The 18,403-nt window shown below is 52.3% G+C and carries 21 protein-coding genes; 14 read left to right on the top strand and 7 right to left on the bottom strand.

The window, feature by feature from the left end:
* Positions 1 to 13: 13 nt before the first annotated feature.
* Both BM025_RS00485 and BM025_RS00480 read left to right on the top strand, forming a co-directional pair.
* Positions 14 to 529 (top strand): hypothetical protein, encoded by a 516-nt coding sequence (locus BM025_RS00485; RefSeq protein WP_085847434.1) that lies wholly within the window; start codon positions 14 to 16, stop codon positions 527 to 529.
* A 3-nt stretch (positions 530 to 532) separates the two neighbouring features.
* A complete protein-coding gene (locus BM025_RS00480) occupies positions 533 to 934 on the top strand; it encodes a cell division protein ZapA (protein ID WP_085847435.1) in 402 nt (133 codons plus the stop codon).
* 80 nt (positions 935 to 1,014) lie between these two features.
* Here BM025_RS00480 and grxD read toward each other — a convergent pair whose 3' ends face one another.
* From grxD to BM025_RS00455, 5 genes are all read right to left on the bottom strand, one after another.
* A complete protein-coding gene (grxD, locus tag BM025_RS00475) occupies positions 1,015 to 1,374 on the bottom strand; it encodes a Grx4 family monothiol glutaredoxin (RefSeq protein WP_085847436.1) in 360 nt (119 codons plus the stop codon).
* Positions 1,375 to 1,498: 124 nt separating this feature from the next.
* On the bottom strand, positions 1,499 to 1,729 hold the full coding sequence (locus BM025_RS00470; RefSeq protein ID WP_085847437.1) for a BolA family protein: 231 nt from the start codon (positions 1,727 to 1,729) through the stop codon (positions 1,499 to 1,501).
* A 78-nt stretch (positions 1,730 to 1,807) separates the two neighbouring features.
* The gene (locus BM025_RS00465) at positions 1,808 to 2,293 is read right to left on the bottom strand and encodes a hypothetical protein (protein WP_085847438.1); all 486 of its coding nucleotides are present in this window, start codon (positions 2,291 to 2,293) and stop codon (positions 1,808 to 1,810) included.
* A 96-nt stretch (positions 2,294 to 2,389) separates the two neighbouring features.
* Complete coding sequence (gene purL / locus BM025_RS00460) at positions 2,390 to 4,549, bottom strand: phosphoribosylformylglycinamidine synthase subunit PurL (protein WP_085847439.1); 2,160 nt, start codon at positions 4,547 to 4,549, stop codon at positions 2,390 to 2,392.
* Positions 4,550 to 5,078: 529 nt separating this feature from the next.
* The gene (locus tag BM025_RS00455) at positions 5,079 to 5,984 is read right to left on the bottom strand and encodes a LysR family transcriptional regulator (protein WP_085847440.1); all 906 of its coding nucleotides are present in this window, start codon (positions 5,982 to 5,984) and stop codon (positions 5,079 to 5,081) included.
* 350 nt (positions 5,985 to 6,334) lie between these two features.
* On the opposite strand from BM025_RS00455, the gene BM025_RS00450 reads away from it, so the two are divergent.
* The 12 genes from BM025_RS00450 to BM025_RS00400 all read left to right on the top strand — a co-directional run bounded on the left by BM025_RS00450 (position 6,335) and on the right by BM025_RS00400 (position 15,262).
* Positions 6,335 to 7,255, top strand: a complete 921-nt coding sequence (locus BM025_RS00450) for a lysophospholipid acyltransferase family protein (protein ID WP_085847576.1) — start codon at positions 6,335 to 6,337, stop codon at positions 7,253 to 7,255.
* A gap of 1 nt (position 7,256) precedes the next feature.
* A complete protein-coding gene (locus BM025_RS00445; protein ID WP_085847441.1) occupies positions 7,257 to 8,069 on the top strand; it encodes a glutamate racemase in 813 nt (270 codons plus the stop codon).
* Positions 8,070 to 8,203: 134 nt separating this feature from the next.
* Positions 8,204 to 9,232, top strand: coding sequence for an N-acetyl-gamma-glutamyl-phosphate reductase (gene argC / locus BM025_RS00440; RefSeq protein WP_085847442.1), 1,029 nt, complete (start codon positions 8,204 to 8,206; stop codon positions 9,230 to 9,232).
* Between the two features lie 28 nt (positions 9,233 to 9,260).
* Complete coding sequence (gene ccmE, locus BM025_RS00435; RefSeq protein ID WP_085847443.1) at positions 9,261 to 9,704, top strand: cytochrome c maturation protein CcmE; 444 nt, start codon at positions 9,261 to 9,263, stop codon at positions 9,702 to 9,704.
* A gap of 75 nt (positions 9,705 to 9,779) precedes the next feature.
* A complete protein-coding gene (locus BM025_RS00430) occupies positions 9,780 to 10,391 on the top strand; it encodes a holin-associated N-acetylmuramidase (protein ID WP_085847444.1) in 612 nt (203 codons plus the stop codon).
* Complete coding sequence (locus tag BM025_RS00425) at positions 10,382 to 10,990, top strand: holin family protein (protein ID WP_085847445.1); 609 nt, start codon at positions 10,382 to 10,384, stop codon at positions 10,988 to 10,990. The genes BM025_RS00430 and BM025_RS00425 overlap by 10 nt, the downstream gene beginning before the upstream one ends.
* Positions 10,980 to 11,171: a hypothetical protein gene (locus tag BM025_RS00420; RefSeq protein WP_085847446.1), complete on the top strand. Its 192-nt coding sequence runs from the start codon at positions 10,980 to 10,982 to the stop codon at positions 11,169 to 11,171. The genes BM025_RS00425 and BM025_RS00420 overlap by 11 nt, the downstream gene beginning before the upstream one ends.
* Complete coding sequence (locus BM025_RS19050) at positions 11,168 to 11,305, top strand: hypothetical protein (protein ID WP_170842075.1); 138 nt, start codon at positions 11,168 to 11,170, stop codon at positions 11,303 to 11,305. The genes BM025_RS00420 and BM025_RS19050 overlap by 4 nt, the downstream gene beginning before the upstream one ends.
* Positions 11,302 to 11,724 (top strand): hypothetical protein, encoded by a 423-nt coding sequence (locus BM025_RS00415; RefSeq protein ID WP_085847447.1) that lies wholly within the window; start codon positions 11,302 to 11,304, stop codon positions 11,722 to 11,724. The genes BM025_RS19050 and BM025_RS00415 overlap by 4 nt, the downstream gene beginning before the upstream one ends.
* Positions 11,725 to 11,907: 183 nt before the next feature.
* Positions 11,908 to 13,878: a heme lyase CcmF/NrfE family subunit gene (locus tag BM025_RS00410; protein WP_085847448.1), complete on the top strand. Its 1,971-nt coding sequence runs from the start codon at positions 11,908 to 11,910 to the stop codon at positions 13,876 to 13,878.
* Positions 13,875 to 14,324, top strand: coding sequence for a cytochrome c-type biogenesis protein (locus tag BM025_RS00405; RefSeq protein WP_085847449.1), 450 nt, complete (start codon positions 13,875 to 13,877; stop codon positions 14,322 to 14,324). The genes BM025_RS00410 and BM025_RS00405 overlap by 4 nt, the downstream gene beginning before the upstream one ends.
* A 161-nt stretch (positions 14,325 to 14,485) precedes the next feature.
* Positions 14,486 to 15,262 (top strand): enoyl-CoA hydratase-related protein, encoded by a 777-nt coding sequence (locus BM025_RS00400; protein WP_085847450.1) that lies wholly within the window; start codon positions 14,486 to 14,488, stop codon positions 15,260 to 15,262.
* Between the two features lie 109 nt (positions 15,263 to 15,371).
* On the opposite strand, the gene gltA is transcribed toward BM025_RS00400, so the two are convergent.
* Together gltA and gltX are read right to left on the bottom strand one after the other, a co-directional pair.
* The gene (gene gltA, locus BM025_RS00395) at positions 15,372 to 16,670 is read right to left on the bottom strand and encodes a citrate synthase (RefSeq protein WP_085847451.1); all 1,299 of its coding nucleotides are present in this window, start codon (positions 16,668 to 16,670) and stop codon (positions 15,372 to 15,374) included.
* 249 nt (positions 16,671 to 16,919) lie between these two features.
* Positions 16,920 to 18,353 carry a glutamate--tRNA ligase gene (gene gltX, locus BM025_RS00390; RefSeq protein ID WP_085847452.1) on the bottom strand — a complete coding sequence of 478 codons (1,434 nt, stop codon included), beginning with the start codon at positions 18,351 to 18,353 and terminating at the stop codon, positions 16,920 to 16,922.
* Positions 18,354 to 18,403: the final 50 nt, after the last annotated feature.

Below are 18,403 nucleotides of genomic sequence, written 5' to 3'. Positions count from 1 at the left end.
CAGGTATGTGGCGATGAGCGAAATTTCAGAATTTGAAGCCCGGATCACGGCAGCGCTCGAACGCATTGGTCGCGCTGTGGCCTCTGCGGATGAGCAAAATGTCACCGCTGGGCAGGGCGGTATCGCAACGGATGATATGGTCAATGAAATGGGCCGCTTGCAAGAGGCATTGGATGTTGAACGCGACACCAATGCGCAACTTGAAAACCGTGTGCGCGCCATTCATGAGAAACAACAAAGTCATGTCGCAGCACTTGAGGCCGAAGTCGAAGCTTTGCGTCAGCAGTTGATGTCACATGATGCAGAGATGCAAAAAATGCGAAGCATTAACAGTCAGTTGCGTGAAAACAATACGGCGTTGCGGACTGTCAATATCGATGCCATCGGTGATCCGTCTTTGGTCAACACTGCATTGATCACGGAACTTGAAGCGCTCAGAGTGGGCCGCGATGCTGATTTGGCAGAGCTCAACACCATCTTAACCGACCTGCGCCCCTTTACAGATGCGGCCCAGAAAGAAGAGGCGTAACCCATGCCAGAGATCAAAGTTTCCATTGGCGGGCGTGAGTTCGAAGTGGCCTGTCAGCCCGGCGAAGAGCATTTCTTAAAGTCTGCAGCACAGCTATTGGACAATGAAGCCACTGTTTTATCGAGCCAAATTGGTCGTTTGCCCGAAGCACGGATGTTGTTGATGTCCGGTTTGATGTTGGCGGATAAAACGGCAGGTATGGAAGAACAGATGCGCGCGCTTGAGGACAAATTGGGCGCTCAAGAGGCCTTGATCGAAGAGCTGCGCTCTGCGCCGGAGCCCGCACCTGAACGCATTGAAGTGCCTGTGGTGCCTGCTGAAGTGAATGACACCTTTGCCGAACTTGCAGCACGGACCGAAGCGATGGCCGCAGCTCTTGAGGATCGTCTTGGGGGGGCGGCCTAGGTTACATTTTGACAGTTTGAATTATAAAAAGGCGGGAAAGATAAACTTTCCCGCCTTTTTTATTGTTATTATTAAAAGAGTTACGCGTTGGCTGCGCGCACTTGTTCGGCTTTTTCTTTGTCGAATACCACACCATTGGCTTCGAACAATGTGTCCAACTCACCAGACAGGGTCATCTCGGTGATGATGTCGCATCCGCCGACAAATTCGCCTTTGACGTAAAGCTGTGGGATGGTTGGCCAATCGGAAAAATCTTTGATGCCTTGACGAATGTCAGCATCGGCCAGAACGTTTACGTCGTGAAATTCCACGCCCATAAAGTTCAAAACACCCGCCACGCGAGATGAAAACCCGCATTGTGGCATCATTTTATTGCCCTTCATGAACAGAACAACATCGTTGTCTTCAACGGTTTTCTGGATTGTTTCTTGAGCAGTCATTGTCATCATCCTTATCTATGTCTTCGCGCAGGCCACGAAGTCCAAATTTTAAGAGGCGTGGAATTCCAATCAGCGCGATCCAAACGACATGTTCCCGTCGCGCAGTCAGCGCCAAAAGTTCCACCTATTCAGGGGCGCGAGTGGACAAAGCCAATGCGTGCAGCTTGCCACTGTCGATTTCGGTTTTAAGCGCTGCATTTACAGCGCGTTGTTGTTGCACGCGATTCTTGCCACGAAAGCTTTCATCGACCACTTCTGCGGCAAAATGTTGCCCGTCGTCGCCTTGCACGGTGATGGCGGCCTCGGGAAAGGCATTGCGGATCAGAGTTTCGATTTCGGCGGCAGTGATAGCCATGTAAGGCGCTCCTTGGTGTCGTCATGTGTTGGGTGAAATGTAAGACGGGCGCGGCCTCGCTGCAAGGCGCAGATCAGATTAAGACGATGCAGTTTGCGCCAAGTCAGTCAAAAATCTGTCATATCGGGCCTTAAGCGTGTCTGAATCCGCCCAAACCCGCGCGCTGCGTGCGATCAGTGCTAGGCGTTCTGTTTCCAGCGGCTCAGAAAGCGTGTTGAGACCGGCCTCTTTCAACTGGATCATCCGTTCGTGCAGAGGCCGTAGATTTTCAAAGTCGCGCATCATTGCAAACAAAAGTTCAGGTGAGTCCTGCCAGCTTTCACCATTAAACCGCATCTGCGTCACGCGCTGGCCTGCACCTGCGCAGTCGAATTTGATGCAGCCTTCAAAGCCATCCTTGTGCAAGGTGGTGTGGATTTTGCAGCGATGTGTACGATCCAAATTGGGGCAGGGGGTGCCTGAAGCTTTGTCGATGGCAAAGTCATCGCCCTTTTGAAATGACAGCCCGACACAGCACAAGCCCGCGCAATTGGCGCAATCTGATGTGAGGTCTGGCAGGTCCATTTGGTCGATCCTTAGGGGGTAAACAGGGCACGAAATAGGAAAGGCCCGCGCAAAGTGGCGGGCCTTTGGTGAGGGGATTAGACCACAAACAATGCTTTAGGCAAAGGTTTCGGCAAAGCTGTTGCGGAACGCGGCGGTGAGTTCAGAAAGCGGTGCATCTACGGCGCCAAGTTTCACCGTGTCGCCACCGAACCTGCCAACAGTTGTCAATGTGACACCGGCTTGGGCTGCGGCTATCATCAACGCTTCGGCTTGATCGAAAGAGCAAGACACCAAGTAGCGTGCTTGATCTTCGCCAAACAGATCTGCTGTTTCGCCACTGTCCAAAGTCAAGCCAAACCCAGCTTTTTCGGCCAATTCAAACGCTGCCAACGCAAGGCCACCATCGGATAAATCCGTTGCGGCATTGATTAATGTACGGTTGGCTTGCAAAAATTCGCCATTGGCTTTTTCTGCGGCCAAATCAACGGCTGGCGCATCGCCATCTTCGCGGTTGAACACTTCGGCCAGCAAAGCTGATTGGCCAAGATGTGTGCCATTGCCGCCAATCACCAAAGCGATGTCGCCGTCTTGGGCAAGACCGGAAATTAGGTCATCTTCTGAATTGATGAGGCCGACTGCGCCGATTGTGGGCGTGGGTAAAATACCAACACCATCGGTTTCATTGTACAAAGACACGTTGCCGGACACGATGGGCATATCAAGGAATTTCACAGCCTCAGCAATGCCTTGCAGCGCGCCAACAAGTTGTCCCATGATTTCAGGTTTCTCGGGGTTGCCAAAATTCAGGTTGTCTGTTGTTGCAAGTGGTTTTGCCCCGACGGACATCAAGTTGCGGTAGGCTTCTGCCACCGCTTGCTTGCCGCCTTCAACAGGGTTGGCTTTCACGTAACGCGGGGTCACATCGGATGTGAACGCCAACATTTTTGGTGTGCCGTGGACGCGGATCACACCAGACCCAACGCCGGGTGTGCGCACTGTGTCAGCCATGACTTGGCTGTCGTATTGTTCGTACACCCATGCTTTTGATGTGTAGTTTGGTGAGGCCAATAGCGCTTTTAGACCATCAATCGGATCAATGCTTGGTACATCCGCCAAAGGTGCCGCCGCAGGTGTCGGCACCCATGGGCGGTCGTATTCTGGCGCAGAGGACGCAAGTGTAGACAGCGGCAAGTCGCCTTTGATCTCGCCGTTGTGCATGATCAAGAACCGGTCTTCTTCCAAAGTTTCACCAACAATGGCAAAATCGAGATCCCATTTCTCAAAAACAGCGCGGGCCTCGGCTTCGAGTTCGGGTTTGAGCACCATCAACATGCGCTCTTGGGATTCTGATAGCATCATTTCATAGGCTGTCATGTTGAGTTCGCGCTGTGGCACGTTTTCAAGATCAAGACGCACGCCCAATTTGCCTTTGTCGCCCATTTCAACCGCAGAACATGTTAGGCCAGCAGCCCCCATGTCTTGGATCGAAATCACAGCGCCAGTGGCCATCAATTCAAGTGTCGCTTCCATCAAGCGCTTTTCAGTGAAGGGGTCACCCACTTGCACAGTAGGGCGCTTTTCTTCGATTGTGTCGTCGAATTCGGCTGAGGCCATGGTCGCCCCGCCCACGCCGTCACGGCCTGTTTTCGCGCCCAAGTAAACAACAGGCATGCCAACGCCAGAGGCCGCAGAATAAAAGATTTTATCAGTGTCCGCCAAGCCTGCCGCAAAAGCGTTGACCAAGCAGTTGCCATTATAGGCGGAGTGGAACCGAACTTCGCCGCCCACAGTTGGCACGCCGAAACAGTTGCCATAGCCGCCAACGCCCTCAACAACACCGTGCACAAGCTGTTTGGTTTTGTGGTGGTCTTTGACGCCAAAAGACAGTGAATTCATCGCCGCAATCGGGCGCGCGCCCATGGTGAACACATCGCGCAGAATGCCGCCCACACCCGTCGCAGCCCCTTGGTAGGGTTCGATGTAGGATGGGTGGTTGTGGCTTTCCATTTTGAAGACAACACACTGACCATCGCCAATATCGACGATGCCTGCGTTTTCACCAGGGCCACAGATGACCTGTGGGCCATCAACAGGTAGGCCGCGCAGGTGCTTTTTAGAGGATTTGTAAGAACAGTGCTCGTTCCACATGGCCGAGAAAATCCCGAGCTCGGTGTAGGTTGGCTCGCGGCCCATGATCTCAAGGATGCGCGCGTATTCTTCGGCGTTGAGGCCGTGTGCGGCAATCAGATCATCGGTAATTTTCGGATCGGTCATGGAAGTCCCCCTAAAGGTGATCAGAGCCTCTCACAAAGTCGCAGCAGTGGAGCGTGCAAGAAGCATAGCTTGGTCATGTCTCAGTCTGGCGTTCTCTTAGGCTATGATGACGCTTTGGGAAAGAGGGCAGATGCAATCGAACAAGCGGAATTGGTGTATATTGGCGCAGAAACGACAAGTTTTTGCGGGAAACCCATTTGGAACGTCGTCTGACTGCAATTTGTTTTTGGGATCTATGCTTGGGGGCGCAACCGGCATCTATAGCGTAGACGAAAAAAAAGGCCGAGCATAAGCTCGGCCCAAGTCCAACAGGGAGGTGAAGTTGCTAAGAGTTTCCTCTATCAGCCGCTTCGATGATTGATTTATGTGCAGTGTGCGAACCGTTCAAGGGCCATTGTTGTTTTTTGGCGCAAAGCCGCTATGCGCTGAATGCATGACGATCCCTAAGTTATGGGGTATCATGCTGATATTGTTGTGTATTAATTGGTAGATTCGACGCGATAGATCTTGGGCTGTTGAGAAAAGTCTTTTAGCTGTTCGCATCATCGCGATGACGGCGGCGATAGTCATTGATCTCGGTGGTGATAAAGTCGCGGAACACTTCGATCCGCTTTGAATGGCGCAATTCTTCTGGATAGGCCAAAAACACAGGCACTTCATTGCTTTCAACGTCATCCAAAACTCGCACAAGGCGTGGGGCGCTGTCCACAAGGTAGTCGGGCAAAACGCCAATCCCAAGATCATTGAGCACGGCTTGCAAGACGCCAAAGTAGTTGTTCACGTAAAGTCTGGATTGGACTTCATGTTCTGACAATTCATGGATGAGGCTTGCCCCAGCAGAAACTTGTGCAGATTCGGGATTTTGCGAGATCAGGCGATGCGTGTCCAGATCATCCAAGCTTTTGGGGATTCCACGTTCATCGATATAGGCTTGTGTCGCAAACAAGCGCATACGAATGTTCATCAAGCGTTTGCGGATCAAATCAGCTTGCGATGGTTCTTTCATGCGGATGGCAACATCAGCTTCACGCATTGGCAAATCCAAAACGCGCTCTTCAAGTTTTAGATCGATGGTGAGGTCAGGGTATTTGTCATAAAGTTTGGACAGACGTGGCGCGAGCCATAGGGTGCCAAACCCTGTAGCGGTGGTGACGCGCAGCTCGCCGTACACTTCTTCTTCGCTGTCTTTGATACGGGCTGCGGCGGCATCTAGGCGCTTGGCCATGGCGCGCGTTGCATCAAACAAAAGCTCGCCTTGCTCGGTTAAAATCAAACCGCGCGCATGGCGGTGAAACAATGTTGTGGAAAGAGATTCTTCCAAGGCCCGAATTTGGCGCGACACGGCAGACTGGCTCAGATGCAACGTATCGCCAGCATGGGTCAAAGACCCTGCGTCTGCGACCGCGTGAAAAATCCGTAATTTATCCCAGTCCATACCTGTCACCTTATATACCAACCGCTTGCATCATAGCCGTGTCATGGCACAAAGCGACTTTTTTCGCTCTCTTTGTTTGTTTTGATCTTTTGTGCAAGCGCAGAGTGCGTGTTTTACTGAAATTTCTTTAAGATTTCCATACTTTGTCTAAAGCCTGAGCGCTTTGTTGCGTGACTGTTTTATGAAAGTCGATCTGACGCATTTATGACGCAAATGCAGAGTGCGTGGGTCAAGGGGGTGAATTTTTTCATGTACGATGGAAGTCATGTCTTTGGCGCGATAAGGTGTCGCATAATGAAGGCTGCCCCAAAGGGAACGATTTAGATGGGTGAAACGTGAAGGACGCGCGAATACACCAAGAGCGCCAAGTGGCGCGTGACATTTCCTATGCAAGCTCAGCGGAAACGAGGTCTGGGCGGGCGTTGATCCGTGTGATCGAAAATGCCACAGGGCGTTTGGGGTTGATCAAACGGGTGCGTGGCTATGGTGCTGATTTGCTTGCAGGGCATGACATTTGGCAGGTGATGGTCGACCGTTATGGGTTAGAACTGGATGTGGTAGGCGGCAGTTTGGATGCGATCCCACGCACAGGTCCGCTTGTGGTTGTGTCAAACCATCCTTACGGCATTTTGGACGGGCTGTGTCTGGGGCATATTTTGGCCAAAACCCGTGGTGATTTTCGCATTCTCGCGCACCGCGTGTTTAAAAAGGCTGAAGACATTGATCGTGTGATTTTACCTGTCTCTTTTGAAGGCACCAAAGAAGCGGTTAAGTTGAATTTGGAGACTCGAAATGCGGCTGTGGCGTATTTGAACCAAGGCGGATGTGTTGGCATTTTTCCAGGTGGTACAGTATCAACTGCCGCCACGCCGCTTGGCCCCGCGCTTGACCCGAGTTGGCGAGCGTTTACGGCCAAGATGATTGCAAAATCTGAAGCGCAGGTGGTGCCTATTTATTTTGACGGGTCGAATTCTCGATTGTTTCAATTGGCCAGCCATTTTCACACGACTCTACGCATGGGGCTGTTGATCCGCGAGTTTCGCAGCAAGATCAATGCGCCTGTGCGTGTGGTGATTGGTGATCCGATCCCCGAGGCAGATTTGGCACCATATCGCCGTGATCCCAAAAAGATGATGGATTTTTTACGGGCGCGGACCTATGCCTTGTCACCAACCCCCCTTGACGATTTGGGCTTGGGGTACGAGTTTGAAGACAAACACAAAACAACAGCGCAAAAAACGATGCGCAAGGGTCTAAAGGACCGGTATTGATATGGCAGTGGGTATTTTCGACAGCGGACTTGGCGGGCTAACGGTTTATGACGCGGTGAGCAAGCGCTTGCCTGATGTGCCTTTGGTGTACTTTGGTGACAATGCTCATGCGCCTTATGGTGTACGCACAGCGGATGATATTTACAATCTGACCACGGCGGCTGTTGAGCGGTTGTGGGATGCTGGCTGTGATTTGGTGATTTTGGCCTGCAACACGGCCTCTGCAGCGGCATTGCGTCGGATGCAAGAAAGCTGGGTGCCCACGGACAAACGCGTGTTGGGCGTGTTTGTGCCGCTTATTGAGGCTTTGACCGAACGCCAATGGGGCGACAATTCCCCGCCCACAGAGGTTGCCGTTAAATCCGTTGCGCTATTTGCCACGCCTGCCACAGTTGCCTCGCGTGCATTTCAACGCGAATTGGCTTTTCGTGCGATTGGCGTCGATGTTGAAGCGCAGGCTTGTGGCGGTGTTGTGGATGCGATTGAAGATGGCGACATGATTTTGGCAGACGCTTTGGTGCGCTCGCATGTGGATGCGCTCATGCGTAAATTGCCCAATCCTGATGCTGCGATCCTTGGCTGCACCCATTACCCTATTATGGAAAAAGAATTTCAAGACGCGCTGGGATCACAAGTTAAAGTGTTTTCACAGGCCAATTTGGTGGCGGAAAGTCTTGTGGATTATTTGCGTCGTCGTCCGCAAATGATTGGGGCAGGGACAGAGAGCCTGTTTTTGACTACAGGCGATCCTGTTAAAGTCAGTCGTGGTGCAACACAATTTTTGAAACGAAAAGTCGAGTTTCAAAAAGCGTAAAAAAGCAACAATGGACGTGCGCCATTTGCCGCAATTGCGCTTTGTCGTGGGTGTCCTTACATAGGGATAAACTCATAAGGCCCCACCCATTACGCAGTAAGGCTAGGCCTTATTTCAGATCAAAGAGAGACCAAATGACCTATAAAATCGCCATTCTTGGGGCTTCCGGTTACACTGGGGCTGAGCTTGTCCGCTTGATCAGTACACATCCTTCGTTTGAAATTGTGGCCCTGTCTGGCGATCGCAAAGCGGGTTTGCCGATGTCTTCGGTGTATCCGCATTTGCGTCATCTTGATCTGCCAGCTTTATGCAAGATAGAAGACATTGATTTCGCAAATGTCGATTTGGCCTTTTGCGCATTGCCGCATGCGACGTCACAAGCTGTGATTTCAAAATTGCCAACGACTTTGAAAATCGTTGATCTGTCAGCAGATTTCCGTCTGCGTGACCCCGAAGCCTATGCCAAATGGTATGGTCAGCCGCACACGGCGATTGAGATGCAATCCGAGGCAGTCTACGGTCTGACAGAGTTTTACCGCGAAGACATCAAATCAGCGCGTCTTGTAGCGGGCACGGGCTGTAATGCTGCGACTGGCCAATTCATTTTGCGCCCTTTGATTGCCGCAGGTGTGATTGATTTGGATGAGATCATTCTCGACCTTAAAGTTGGCGTGTCTGGCGCGGGGCGCTCATTGAAAGAGCCGTTTTTGTTTGGCGAATTGCACGACAATGCTTTTGGCTACGCAGTCGGCGGTAAACATCGCCATCTTGGCGAATTTGACCAAGAGTTTTCAAAGATCGCTGGGCGTCCTGTCGAAATTCAATTCACGCCGCATTTGATCCCCGCGACCCACGGTATCTTGGCCACGGCCTATGTCAAAGGCGATGCGGATGCTGTCTATCAGACACTGGTGGATCAATACGCAGATGAGCCGTTTATCCAAGTGTTGCCGATGGGGGAAGTACCTGCGCTCAAACATGTGCGCGCTTCAAACTATTGCCACATCGGCGTCGCCGCTGACCGCCGTACAGGGCGTGCTATTGTGATTGCTGTGTTGGATAATTTGGCCAAAGGGTCTTCTGGGCAAGCTATTCAGAATGCAAACTTGATGCTTGGGCTTGATGAGACATCTGGTCTGACTTTGGCACCTGTTTATCCATAAATATGTGCCCTAAGAGGAAAACATTTTAATGAAAAATCTTAAAAAACAACGCCGTATTCAAATCATTGTCGTCACTGTGGTGGCGCTTGTTGTGTCTGTGACACTGATCGGCTTTGCTTTTAAAGATGGTATCAATCTGTTCCGATCGCCCACACAAGTGATGGAAGATCCGCCACGCAAAGGCGAAGTGTTTCGCATTGGCGGGCTGGTGCTAGAGGGCAGTTTGATCCGTGGCGAAGGGACCTCTGTGACCTTTAGCGTCACCGATACCAATAAGACTGTTCCTGTTAGCTACACGGGGGTATTGCCTGATTTGTTCGAAGAAAATCAGGGCATGGTTGGTACAGGAACGTTGCAAAATGGTGTGTTCGTGGCCTCTGAAATTTTGGCCAAACACGATGAAACTTATATGCCAAAAGAGGTGGTCGACGCTCTTAAAGAGCAAGGGGTGTACAAACCCACGTCCGAGTAACCCGAACGCTCTGGTCCGCCACCGTTAACCTTTTTCAGGCAGCCTTAACACATCAAATTGGTGGGTTTGAGGCATATGAAAACAGTACAAAAAATCGCAAGTGACATCATTGCCCGTGAGGGCGGTTATGTAGATGATCCCGATGATTTGGGGGGCGCTACAAAGTACGGCGTCACCATTGGCACGCTGCGCAGGCTTGGCATCGACAACGATGGTGACGGGCGTGTGACATCGTCTGATGTGCGTTTGATCACGCGGGCGCAGGCCACAGATATTTACGTTGAGCACTATTTCAACGGACCACGTATTGACGAGCTGCCGCCTGTTTTACAGGCCAGCGTTTTTGATATGTACGTCAATGCGGGGTCGAATGCCGTGCGTATTTTACAGCGCTTGCTGGTGGATATGGGGCAAAGGATTTCCGTGGATGGGGTCATCGGCCCCAAAACGATTGAAGCGTGTTTTCTCGCGCAATCTTTGGCACCGCACCATCTGGCTGATGCGTTTGGCATTGCGCGCCGCAATTACTATTATGCTCTGGCAGATCGGCGTCCCAAAAGTCGCAAATACGCCAAGCGGCGTGATGGCGGCAAGGGCGGCTGGATTACCCGCGCTGAAGACTTCATTTCCCCCAGATATCATCTGACACAGGCAGAACATGCCACACGGGTGGCGTCATGGGGATAGTGCAAGCTTTGGTGCAACTGCTGTTTGGTGGCGGGCGCAACGTTGTCAAAGAAACGGCTGAAGTGTTCATGGAAAATATCGAAAACGGGTCGGTGCGTGATGCAAATCTGCGCTCGGCCGCCATGGATCAGTTCGCCAAAGAATTCGCAGTCGCCCGCATGGGGCGGTTTGACCGGTTTATGGATGGGCTCAATCGCGTGCCTCGCCCTTTGATGGCTTTTGGGACAATTGGGTTGTGTGTGGCGGCAATGACCAATCCGATTTGGTTTGCCGCACGGATGCAGGGCATTTCACTGATTCCAGAGCCGCTTTGGTGGCTCATGGGCGCAATTGTCAGCTTTTATTTTGGCGCACGCTATCAGGTGAAAGGTCAGAGTTTTCAAAGCTCCATTGCGGCGACCGCGGCACAAGCTTCCATCGTGACGGCAAATATTCGCACTTTAGAGGCGCTTGACGCTGGGGCCAAAGGCATCCCCGCCACGCAAAGCCCCTATGTGTCAGGGCCGGCCACGGCAGATGTGGCAGGTGGCGCTGATGTTGCGGGTTTTGATGTCGCCAACCCAGCGTTAATCGCATGGAGGTCTGGCCATGATGAGTGATGCACTGGTCAATGCTTTGGCTGATCACGGCCCATGGGCTATTATGGTTTTTTTCCTTTTGTACAGAGACTTACAAAAAGATCAGGCCACACGTGCCGTGCTGGATAAGAATTCTCAAATCTTGATTGAGATGACAACGATGATCCGCGAACGCTTGCCGCGTGGGGGGCGTCACGAATGAAATCACATCTGAAACACCTCGCGATTTGGCTATTGGATTTGGTTGCAGGCACGCCTTTTGCACAGGCCGTTAAACGCAACCGAGATGCGGCACATGCACTTGATGCAGCCGTAAAGGAGATGTTGGAACAATGAAACAGGCACTGATATTATACAGCGTGATCTTGGGTTTAGCGCTCATGGGCATGTTGGCCATCGGCACCACGCATATGGTTCTGATTGGATATGGCGCGATCTCGGTGATGGCGCTTTTGATCTCTGGTACATTCTTATGGCTATGGCAGGTGCGGGCCACGCCGCTGGCACTTGGCATGTCTTTCAGCTGGGCTGGGCTAGGTCTTACACTGGGCTGGTGGTGGGGGATGCAAATCCGCCAAAGCCCGACTTGGGGACTTGAAGCGGCTGTTTTGTTTCTCTTTCTATCCTTACTTATGTCTGGCGCTGTGCTTCATTTCGCCGTCATCCAAGGGTCGTTTGGTTATCATGGATTAAGCTTTCTTGTGCCCGTTCTGGGCGCTTTGGGCGTGTCTCTAGGGGTCCTGTTGTTGATGTGATTGAATGCATTCAATGGGGTGGGTGAGACAGAAAAGGGGGGCTGAGGCCTCCTTTTTCGTGCATTGAATTTTCAATTATTTGCGACATGGCAGCGCATCCCATTGGCGGCGCGCGGCAAGCAAGCTACAACCTATCGTCAATAGGGACCGCGCATCGGCGCTTGACCCAATGGGAGAGACGATATGCTTGTTGAACTTGGACATTTTGCGCTGGTGTTGGCCTTTTTCATCGCCTGCGTGCAGACCGTTCTTCCGCTCATAGGGGCGCATTTCGGTCGCCGCGCGTTGATGGATTTGGCCGCTCCTGCCGCCTTGGTGCATTTGGTTTTGATCGCGTTTTCCTTTTGCGTTTTGACCTATGCCTTTGTGCGCTCTGACTTTTCTGTCAAACTTGTGGTCGAGAATTCCCACACACTTAAGCCGATGCTTTACAAAGTCGCTGGCGTTTGGGGCAATCACGAAGGCTCGATGCTGTTGTGGGTTTTGATCCTTGCGCTCTTTGGCGCGGCGGCTGCGCTGTTTGGTGCGAATCTGCCAACAACATTGAAAGCCCGCGTCATTGCCGTTCAAGGGTCCATCGGCGTGGCTTTTTTGGCGTTTATCTTGTTCACATCGAACCCGTTTGTGCGCCTCGCGACGCCGCCAATGGATGGGCAAGACCTTAATCCTTTGTTGCAAGATCCTGGTCTCGCGTTCCATCCGCCGTTTTTGTATCTTGGCTATGTTGGTCTCTCTATGACCTTTTCCTTTGCCGTTGCGGCCTTGTTAGAGGGGCGTGTCGATGCGGCTTGGGGGCGCTGGGTGCGTCCTTGGACTTTGGCGGCTTGGGTGTTTTTGACCATTGGCATTGGACTAGGCTCTTGGTGGGCCTATTACGAATTGGGCTGGGGCGGATTTTGGTTCTGGGACCCCGTTGAAAACGCATCCTTTATGCCTTGGCTTTTTGCGGCAGCTTTGTTGCACTCCGCCATTGTTGTGGAAAAGCGCGAAAGTTTGAAAGCATGGACCATCTTACTGGCCATTCTCGCCTTTGGGTTTTCCCTGATCGGCACATTCCTTGTGCGCTCGGGCGTGATCACATCGGTGCATGCCTTTGCCAATGATCCTGAGCGCGGTATCTTTATTTTGATGATCTTGGGGGTCTTTATGGGCGGGGCATTAATCTTGTTTTCTCTGCGCGCCGCCTCGATGGAATCGCGCGGCGTGTTCGCTGTGGCGTCTCGTGAGACGGCTTTGATTCTCAACAACATCTTGTTGGCCGTTGCGGCGTTTGTCGTCTTTATTGGCACCATTTGGCCGCTCGTGGCTGAAGCCTTTTGGGACCGAAAACTGTCTGTTGGCGCGCCATTCTTTGATGCGGCATTCACGCCTTTTTTCACAGCACTCGCGATCATTTTACCTATTGGCGCGATGATGCCGTGGAAGCGCGCGAAAATCAGCACCGTGCTGCGTAAACTGATCCCGTCAATGGTGCTGGCCTTTGCTGTTTTGGCTTTGGTCTTTGTGATGCAGACGGGCAAATCTTTGCTTGGGCCGATTGGACTGGGGCTTGGCATTTGGCTGCTGTCTGGCGCGACGCAAGATATTGCATCCAAACTTGGCAAAAAACGTGATCTGTCGCGGCTTTTGCGTCTGCCGCGCGCCGATTGGGGGCGCTTTTTGGCGCATGGCGGGCTTGGCATTACCATCGCGGGTATCGCCGGATTGACCGCTTGGACGGTAGAAGACATCCGCGTTGTGCAGGTCGGCGAAGCCTTTGAAGTCGCGGGCTACACGATCACTTTGGACAATGTCGCACGCAAACAAGGGCCAAATTATATCACCACAATGGCGGATATGACGCTGTTTGACGGCGCGCAAAAAATTGCAACGCTGCACCCCGAAAAGCGCAATTACCCCGTCGCGGGGATGCCAACAACCGAAGCGGGCATCGATTCAGGCTTTCTGCGCGATGTTTATGTGGTGATCGGCGATGTGCAGTCGAACGGCGGTTGGGCCGTGCGTACTTACGTGAAACCGCTGGCCAATTGGATTTGGGGCGGCACGATTATCATGGCGCTTGGCGGACTTATGTCTTTGACGGACCGGCGCTACCGCGTTGCGGCTGGGGCACGTAAAACCGCGTTGACGCCCAAAGGAGTGCCTGCAGAATGAAGGGTCTGATCTTTGCTCTTTGCGTGCTTATGGCGACGCCACTTTTTGCGGTGCAGCCCAGCGAAGTGCTGTCTGATCCGGTGTTGGAAAGCCGCGCTCGCGAGATTTCAAAAGAGCTGCGCTGCCTTGTGTGTCGCAATGAAAATATTGATGAATCGAATGCGCAATTGGCTGAAGACTTGCGCCTTTTGGTGCGTGAAAGATTGCTTGCGGGCGACAGTAATGTTAGCGTTATCAATTACATTGTTGAGCGCTACGGTGAATATGTGCTGCTCAAACCAACCCTCACAGGGGCCAATAAACTTTTGTGGGTTGCTGGGCCTTTGATGCTGCTTTTGGCGCTTGGGGTCGGCATTGGTTTTGTACGTCGACGTCAAAATGAAACAACGATTGATGAACTTTCAGAGGCGGAAAAAGCACATCTTGAGAGTTTGATGAAAGACTAATGTCACTGGGTTTTAAGATGGGGAACCTGTTGGCGAATGCGCCACGCACCACGGTTTTGGTTGATTAAATCCAATGTTTCTGCGTTTTAACGGAGCGTCTCTCTTTCTTTAAGCCGTGCGATGCCTAAGTTGTATGCACGCCCTTTAGGAAAGAACCGCACATGCAGTATGACACCATCCGCTATTCCCTTCGTGACGATGTTGCCGTCATCACGCTCAACCGTCCCGAAGTTAAAAATGCGCTAAACACGCAGATGCGGGCTGAAATCGCCCATGCAGTGCGTGCCGCAGGTACAGAATCCCGCGTTTTGGTGATCACAGGGGCGCAAGACGCGTTTTGTTCTGGCCAAGATTTGGGCGATGGCGTCAATGCTGGCAATGCCGATTTGGAACGTACTTTGCGCGATGAATACGAGCCGATGTTGCATGCCCTGCATGACAGTAAAATCCCCACGATAGCGGCCGTCAATGGCGTTGCTGCAGGGGCGGGCGCCTCGCTTGCCTTGGCCACAGATGTGGTGATCGCAACTGAAAGTGCCGTTTTTATTCAAGCCTTTACGCGGATTGGTTTGATGCCTGATGCGGGGGGCAGCTATGCTTTGCCGCGTCAAGTGGGGTTGGCACGTGCCATGGGTGCATCCTTGTTTGGTGATGCGATTTCGGCCAACAAAGCGGCGCAGTGGGGCATGATTTACGAGAGCGTTGAAGACGATCAATTTACAGCCCATTGGACTGCGCGTGCGCAGCATCTCGCCAAAGGACCAACTGTGGCCTATGCGGGGATAAAAGAGGCGCTGCATGCCTCGGCCAACAACAACTTTACTCAACAACTGGCGCTTGAGGCCAAGCTGCAAGGGCGCTGCGGCACCACACGTGATTTTCGCGAAGGTGTGGTCGCATTCACAGAAAAACGCGCTGCCAAGTTCGAAGGACGCTGATCAAGCAGTTGCGCTGCCTTTTCAATGTGGCGCGACAGACTGATGATATCTCATGTAAAAGGCCGCCCCGATGGAGCGGCCTTTTCTATATTCAAGCGATCAGATGGACTTAGCCGCGATCTTCGACATTTGTGTAGGCGCGTTGTGTGGCGCCTGTGTAGAGCTGACGTGGACGGCCAATTTTCATAGATGGATCTTCGATCATTTCTTTCCACTGGGAAATCCAGCCAACTGTGCGGGACAGGGCAAAGATTGGAGTGAACATAGATGTCGGGAAACCCATCGCTTCCAAGATGATGCCTGAGTAGAAATCCACATTCGGGAAGAGTTTTTTCTCTGCGAAATATGGATCAGCCAAGGCAGCAGCTTCCAGTTCTTTGGCAACCTGAAGGATCGGGTTGTTTTCAACGCCCAAAAGCTCAAGCACTTCGTCAGCAGACTGTTTCATCACAGTCGCGCGTGGATCGAAGTTTTTGTAAACGCGGTGACCAAAGCCCATCAAACGGAAAGGATCGTTCTTGTCTTTGGCGCGTGCGATGAACTCAGGGATGCGATCCACTGTGCCAATCTCTTGCAGCATTTCAAGACAAGCTTGGTTTGCACCACCATGTGCTGGCCCCCAAAGACAGGCGATACCAGCAGCGATACACGCGAACGGGTTCGCACCAGAAGACGACGCCAAGCGCACTGTAGATGTGGATGCGTTTTGTTCGTGATCTGCGTGCAATGTGAAAATACGGTCCATTGCGCGGGCAAGGATCGGGTTCACAACGTAATCTTCGGCAGGCACAGCAAAGCACATGCGCAAAAAGTTTGACGCGTAATCCAGATCATTGCGTGGGTACACAAATGGCTGGCCTGTGGTGTATTTAAACGCCATGGCAGCGATGGTTGGCATCTTTGCGATCAGACGTGTGGTCGCAACTTCGCGCTGCCAAGGGTCTGAAATATCAGTGGAATCGTGGTAGAATGCAGACATCGCGCCGACAACACCAACCATGATCGCCATAGGGTGCGCATCACGACGGAAGCCTGAAAAGAATTTGTGCATCTGCTCGTGCACCATCGTGTGATTGGTGATGGCAGATTCAAATGTTTCCATTTGTGCCGCTGTTGGCAATTCACCGTGCAACAACAAGTAGCAAACTTCGAGGTAGTGAGAATTCGCAGCCAGTTCACCGATTGGGTAACCACGGTGCAACAAAACACCTTCGCCGCCATCGATGTATGTGATCGCGCTGTCGCACGCTGCTGTAGATGTAAAGCCAGGGTCGTATGTGAACACGCCAGCTTCGCTATAAAGCTTGCGGATATCAACAACATCGGGACCTTCGGTTGGTGAATGAACCGGAAGCTCATAGGACTTGCCGTCAAGCGTCAGGGTCGCTGTCTTTTGTGTTTCTGCCATGGTCGTTCCTTCGGTTGGCAACGGGCCAATTCTGGCACCGCTGGAGGTCGGGGACGGCGCGCAAATTGAAATCCGCGCGCCATTCTGTGGCTAAAGAGGGCCGGTGCCGCTCTTTGTTGAATGGTCTTTACCGTTATCTACGGCGTGCCATGTTACCGGACTGTGAAAGTCGCGGTAGAATTTGCATGCGGTCTTAAAATACACTGACCGCGATCCCAAAAGAGCGTTTAAATTGCACTTTTAGTCTTGTTACTCTTGTACTGCGTCGGAAATCCGAGCGAGTGTTTCTTCTTGTCCAAGTACGAACATCATATCCAAAACACTTGGTGTTTGGGCGCGTCCTGCAAGGGCCGCGCGTAGCGGTCCTGCGACCTTGCCAAAGCCGATGTCTTGTGCGTCCATGACGCGGCCAACAGCCGCTTCCAATGCGTCGCGGTTCCAGCTAGCACTTTGCAGGTGCGGCGTCAATTCTTCCAGTATACCATTGGATACCGCCCCAAGATGTTTTTGCGCTTTCTCATCAACATCCACAGGACGTTGATTGAGTGCAAATCTAGCTTTTTCAATAAGTTGCGGATAAGTTTTGGCCGATCCTTTCAGACAGTACAACGCAGCGTTCAGACGCGATTTTTGTGCTGGCGTCAAAGCGGGTTGTGCAGATGCGAAAAGGTATGCATCGATTTCGCTCATGATTTGAGCATCCTCCATCACCGCCAAATGCTGTCCGCAGATGTTTTCTAGCTTTTTGGTGTCAAAGCGGGCAGGGGCTTTGTTGATTCCATCCAAATCGAACCATTCCATCGCCTGCGCGTCTGAGAAAAATTCATCATCCCCGTGCGACCACCCAAGGCGCGCCAAATAATTGCGCATCCCCTGTGCAGGGTATCCCATCGCCTGATATTCTTTCACGCCCGTCGCGCCATGGCGTTTGGACATTTTCTTGCCATCAGGGCCGAAGATCAGCGGGATATGCGCGTAAACTGGCAGATCCCATCCCATCGCATCATAGACCATCATCTGACGCGCAGAGTTGGCCAAGTGATCATCGCCGCGAATAACATGGGTGACGCCCATATCGTGATCGTCCACCACAACGGCCAACATGTAGGTGGGCGTGCCGTCAGAGCGCAGCACGATCATATCATCGATCTGGTCGTTTTTGATCGTCACATCGCCCTGCACCTGATCGCGGATCACCGTCGCACCATCGCGGGGTGCTTTCATGCGGATCACATAAGGCGCATCAGGATAGGTGCTTTCATCTGCATCACGCCAAGGGGATTGGTACAATGTGCTGGTTTTATTGGCACGGGCCTGTTCGCGAAAGGCTTCAATTTCGTCTTGGGTCGCGAAACATTTATAGGCTGTTCCTGCCGCGAGCATCTGTTGGGCAACTTCTGCGTGTCGTGCGGCTTGTTCGAACTGGCTCACGGCCTCGCCGTCATAATCCAAACCCAGCCACGCCATGCCATCCAAAATGCCTTGGGTGGCCTCAGGGGTTGAGCGCGCACGATCTGTATCTTCAATTCGCAGCAAAAATTTGCCACCTCGGGCGCGGGCATAAAGCCAGCTGAACAGCGCCGTGCGGGCTGTGCCGATGTGCATGTCTCCAGTGGGGGACGGCGCAATACGGGTGACGACAGGTTTGGCGTTGGCAGTGGTGGTTTTGGCGGCGTTTGACATGGGGAAATTAACCCTTTGGTAACCATGGAGGCAGTAGCGTTCAGATGTGA

This window comes from Pacificibacter marinus (genome assembly GCF_900109555.1).
Taxonomy (GTDB): domain Bacteria; phylum Pseudomonadota; class Alphaproteobacteria; order Rhodobacterales; family Rhodobacteraceae; genus Celeribacter; species Celeribacter marinus_C.
The sequence above is the reverse complement of the archived record's forward strand: the minus strand, read 5'-3'. Positions and strand labels throughout refer to the sequence as shown.

Coding starts and splice junctions, on each gene's coding strand:
- BM025_RS00430 (WP_085847444.1), top strand. CDS start 9,780: ATGAAAACAGTACAAAAAATCGCAAGTGACATCATTGCCCGTGAGGGC.
- gltA (WP_085847451.1), bottom strand. CDS start 16,670: ATGGCAGAAACACAAAAGACAGCGACCCTGACGCTTGACGGCAAGTCC.
- gltX (WP_085847452.1), bottom strand. CDS start 18,353: ATGTCAAACGCCGCCAAAACCACCACTGCCAACGCCAAACCTGTCGTC.
- BM025_RS00410 (WP_085847448.1), top strand. CDS start 11,908: ATGCTTGTTGAACTTGGACATTTTGCGCTGGTGTTGGCCTTTTTCATC.
- BM025_RS00405 (WP_085847449.1), top strand. CDS start 13,875: ATGAAGGGTCTGATCTTTGCTCTTTGCGTGCTTATGGCGACGCCACTT.
- BM025_RS00445 (WP_085847441.1), top strand. CDS start 7,257: ATGGCAGTGGGTATTTTCGACAGCGGACTTGGCGGGCTAACGGTTTAT.
- BM025_RS00480 (WP_085847435.1), top strand. CDS start 533: ATGCCAGAGATCAAAGTTTCCATTGGCGGGCGTGAGTTCGAAGTGGCC.
- argC (WP_085847442.1), top strand. CDS start 8,204: ATGACCTATAAAATCGCCATTCTTGGGGCTTCCGGTTACACTGGGGCT.
- BM025_RS19050 (WP_170842075.1), top strand. CDS start 11,168: ATGAAATCACATCTGAAACACCTCGCGATTTGGCTATTGGATTTGGTT.
- BM025_RS00415 (WP_085847447.1), top strand. CDS start 11,302: ATGAAACAGGCACTGATATTATACAGCGTGATCTTGGGTTTAGCGCTC.
- ccmE (WP_085847443.1), top strand. CDS start 9,261: ATGAAAAATCTTAAAAAACAACGCCGTATTCAAATCATTGTCGTCACT.
- BM025_RS00470 (WP_085847437.1), bottom strand. CDS start 1,729: ATGGCTATCACTGCCGCCGAAATCGAAACTCTGATCCGCAATGCCTTT.
- BM025_RS00400 (WP_085847450.1), top strand. CDS start 14,486: ATGCAGTATGACACCATCCGCTATTCCCTTCGTGACGATGTTGCCGTC.
- grxD (WP_085847436.1), bottom strand. CDS start 1,374: ATGACTGCTCAAGAAACAATCCAGAAAACCGTTGAAGACAACGATGTT.
- BM025_RS00465 (WP_085847438.1), bottom strand. CDS start 2,293: ATGGACCTGCCAGACCTCACATCAGATTGCGCCAATTGCGCGGGCTTG.
- purL (WP_085847439.1), bottom strand. CDS start 4,549: ATGACCGATCCGAAAATTACCGATGATCTGATTGCCGCACACGGCCTC.
- BM025_RS00455 (WP_085847440.1), bottom strand. CDS start 5,984: ATGGACTGGGATAAATTACGGATTTTTCACGCGGTCGCAGACGCAGGG.
- BM025_RS00425 (WP_085847445.1), top strand. CDS start 10,382: ATGGGGATAGTGCAAGCTTTGGTGCAACTGCTGTTTGGTGGCGGGCGC.
- BM025_RS00420 (WP_085847446.1), top strand. CDS start 10,980: ATGATGAGTGATGCACTGGTCAATGCTTTGGCTGATCACGGCCCATGG.
- BM025_RS00485 (WP_085847434.1), top strand. CDS start 14: ATGAGCGAAATTTCAGAATTTGAAGCCCGGATCACGGCAGCGCTCGAA.